Source organism: Vibrio sp. 1562 (assembly GCF_033340155.1).
Classification (GTDB): domain Bacteria; phylum Pseudomonadota; class Gammaproteobacteria; order Enterobacterales; family Vibrionaceae; genus Vibrio; species Vibrio alginolyticus.
This window is the reverse complement of record NZ_JAWOVY010000697.1, coordinates 1-538: the sequence shown is the minus strand read 5'-3', so window position 1 is coordinate 538 and position 538 is coordinate 1. Positions and strand designations below refer to the sequence as shown.

Below are 538 nucleotides of genomic sequence, written 5' to 3'. Positions count from 1 at the left end.
GTGCTGTACTGACATTCCGCCCATTTCTTTTGAACTTGTTGCAGTGGAGCATTACCTGCCAACGCAGCGGTCGAAGCTAACGTTGAACAAACCGTCAAAGCGCAAAGTAGTTGTTTGGTATTCATCGTCCATGTCCTCTTCAATGACTGACTCGGTTTACGTATTGGTGAATGGTTTCTTGTTGCTTACGAATCGCAGAAGAAACCACGCTTGGAAGCAGTTGATTGATACGTGCAAAAAGCTTTTCTGGCCAACCAATCCACTTCGCGGAAATTTCTTTTTCCAACATGGTGACAACGTGAGCGGCTACAACTTGCGGCGAGTCCGTTTTGTTACCCAGCTGTCGATTCATTTCATTGACGGCATCGCTATTGAGTGAGGTTTCTGTCGCTCTTGGTGCCAAATACAGCGCACGGATTCCGGTTGCGAACAGCTCTCTGTCGAGCGATTCGGTAAAACGGTGCAACCCCGCTTTTGCCCCTCAATAGGAGGTATAACTTGGGTAGCCACTTGAGCCGAATGTTGAACCAATATTGAG

At 47.8% G+C, this 538-nt stretch carries 1 pseudogene; it reads right to left on the bottom strand.

Annotated elements, in window-relative coordinates:
- Positions 1-139 precede the first annotated feature (139 nt).
- A pseudogene (locus R7Z49_RS27155) lies at positions 140-538 on the bottom strand (SDR family NAD(P)-dependent oxidoreductase); the annotation flags it as partial.